This is a genomic window from Dietzia sp. UBA5065 (genome assembly GCA_002415925.1).
Lineage (GTDB): Bacteria > Actinomycetota > Actinomycetes > Mycobacteriales > Mycobacteriaceae > Dietzia.
Window position 1 is genome coordinate 42,505 of the sequence record DIAZ01000123.1, and the last position, 2,417, is coordinate 44,921.

3 protein-coding genes are annotated in these 2,417 nt (G+C 74.3%); 1 reads left to right on the top strand and 2 read right to left on the bottom strand.

The window, feature by feature from the left end:
- Both B4M60_RS09735 and B4M60_RS09740 read right to left on the bottom strand, forming a co-directional pair.
- On the bottom strand, positions 1-482 hold a 482-nt coding region (locus B4M60_RS09735; protein ID WP_291082907.1), incomplete at its 3' end, for an acyl-CoA dehydrogenase family protein.
- A gap of 109 nt (positions 483-591) precedes the next feature.
- Entirely contained in the window at positions 592-1,755 is a 1,164-nt protein-coding gene (locus B4M60_RS09740) for a pyridoxal phosphate-dependent aminotransferase (protein WP_291082910.1), read from the bottom strand.
- Positions 1,756-1,799: 44 nt separating this feature from the next.
- On the opposite strand from B4M60_RS09740, the gene B4M60_RS09745 reads away from it, so the two are divergent.
- A complete protein-coding gene (locus tag B4M60_RS09745; RefSeq protein ID WP_291082913.1) occupies positions 1,800-2,324 on the top strand; it encodes a Rieske (2Fe-2S) protein in 525 nt (174 codons plus the stop codon).
- Positions 2,325-2,417: the final 93 nt, after the last annotated feature.

The window sequence follows — 2,417 nt, forward strand, 5'->3', positions numbered from 1 at the left end:
GACGAGCCGTGGTTGCGGTCGATGATCCGCCTGGCCCACCCCTTCTGCTGCTCGTTGCCGATCGTGTACATGATCTCGGCGAACAGCGGCCCGGACAGGTACATGAAGATCGACGGGTTGGCGCCCACGAGGAACTCGCTGATCGCCCACGTCACCAGCCGCGGCGCGGCCACGCCGCCGACCTCGGGGTCCACCCCCACCAGGCCCCAGCCGGCCTCCTGCCACGCGCGGACGGACGCGACGTACTCCGGCGGCAACGTGACCTCGTGCGTGGCGGGGTCGAACGTCGGCGGGTTCCGGTCGGCCACGGAGAACGACGCCGCGACGGGCCCCTCCGCCAGCGCCGCGGCCTCGCGCAGCATCGTGCGGACGGTCTCGCCGTCGAGTTCGGTGCGCTCGTCGGCCTCGAGGATCTCGTCCAGGCCGAACAGGTCGAACAGGACGAACTCCAGGTCACGCGGATTGCTGCGGTAGTGGTTCACTCGCCGGGTCCCTCGTCGATGGTCCGGCGCGCCGACGGGCGCGCCACTGGCCCACCGTAGGCCCTCCGCCGCGCTCCGGGGCGCGGTTGCGGACCGTGCTCCGGAATTCTCAGCCGACGAGCGCCCGCAGCCGCCGCCCGGCCTCGTCGAGCACCTCGGGCCGCTTGCAGAACGCGAACCGGACCAGGTGCGACCAGTCGCCCGAGTAGACGTCCGTGAACGGCGCGAACGGGACCGCGGCCACCCCGATGCGTTCGGGGAGCCCGAGGCACCACGCCGCCGCGTCGGTCACCCCGAGCGGGCGCGGGTCGGCCGTGAGGAAGTAGGTGCCCTCGGTCACGACGACGAGGTCGAGCCCGACGCCCGAGAGGATCTCCGCCAGCTGGTCCCGCCGAGCCTGCAGGGAGTGCCGCAGGGTGTCGATCCACTCCTGCTCGTGGCGCAGGGCGTGGGCGACCCCCAGTTGCAGGGGCGTGCCGCCGGCGTAGCTCATGTACTGCTTGGCGGTCCGCACCCCCGCGACGAGGTCGGCCGGGCCGGTGACCCACCCGACCTTCCACCCGGTGCAGCTGAGCATCTTGCCGGCGCTCGAGATCCGCAGCGTCCGCTCGGCCATCCCCGGCAGGGTGGCGATCGAGACGTGCTCCACCCCGTCGAAGGTGAGGTGCTCGTACACCTCGTCGGAGATCGCGATGGCATCGAACTCGTGGCACAGCGCCGCGATCTCCGCCAGGTCCTCCCGCGGCAGGACGGCCCCGGTGGGGTTGTGCGGGGTGTTGACCAGCACCGCCCGCGTCCGCGGGGAGAACGCCGCCCGCAGCGAGTCCACGTCGAGTCGGTGACGATCGCCCGAGCGGACCATCCGCGCCGCGCGCCGGGTGGCCCCGGCCATCGCCACGGTGGCGGCGTAGGAGTCGTAATACGGCTCGATCACCACCACCTCGTCGTCGGGCTCCACCAGGCCCACCACCGCGCCGGCGATCGCCTCGGTCGCGCCGACGGTCACCAGCACCTCGGTGTCCGGGTCGCGCACCAGGCCGGTCTGCGCGGCGGTGAGGTCGGCGATCGCGTGGCGCAGCTCCGGCACCCCCGTCCCCGGCGGGTACTGGTTGTGGCCCTGACGCATCGCCCGCGCCGCGGCCTCGATCATCGACGCCGGCCCGTCGGTGTCCGGGAAGCCCTGGCCGAGGTTGACGGCCCCGTGCCTGGTCGCACGCTGCGAGACCTCGGAGAAGATGGTGGTGGCGTGGTCCCTCAGTCTGCGGACGGTCATGCGGGCAGCCTAGGGCCGCCGCGGTCGAGGGATACGATGGATGCATGACCGAGCACCTCGCCGCCGCCCCGTCCACCGCCGGTTCAGGCGCCACCGTCGCCACCGCCGGCACGGTCGGGCCGGTCGGGCCGGTCGGTAGGGTCGGCCCGTGCACCCAGCGCCGCACGGTCCTGGCCGCCCTGCCCGGGATCGTCCTGCTGCCGGGGATCGCCTCGGCCTGCGGCATGACCGAGCCGGCCCAGCCGCCGTCGACCGTGCAGCAGACCACCGAGGTCCGGGCCACCACGATCCCCGCCGCCGACGTACCGGTGGGTACGGCCCGGCAGGTCAAGACCGGCGACGCCACGGTGATCGTCGCGCAGCCCACCGAGGGGGAGTTCGTGGCCTACTCGGCGCGGTGCACCCACCAGGGCGGGGTGGTCCAGGTGGTCCAGGGCATGACGCTGCGGTGCCCGCTCCACGGCGCCGAGTACGACGCCACCGACGGGCGCAACACCCTCCCGCCGGCCCCGCGCCCGCTCGACGTGGTGCCCGTGACCGTGGCGGGCGGCCAGCTCACCCTCGGCTGACCGCGCCCCCGCGCCCTGCATCCCCCCGGCCCCCGGGCCCCCGCGCCCCCGCGCCCGCCCCCGCGCCCGCCGCCGTCTGCCGTCTGCCGTCTG

What these genes read in the sequence shown, in the direction of transcription:
- B4M60_RS09740 (WP_291082910.1), bottom strand. Translation starts at nt 1,755, where the DNA reads ATGACCGTCCGCAGACTGAGGGACCACGCCACCACCATCTTCTCCGAG.
- B4M60_RS09745 (WP_291082913.1), top strand. Translation starts at nt 1,800, where the DNA reads ATGACCGAGCACCTCGCCGCCGCCCCGTCCACCGCCGGTTCAGGCGCC.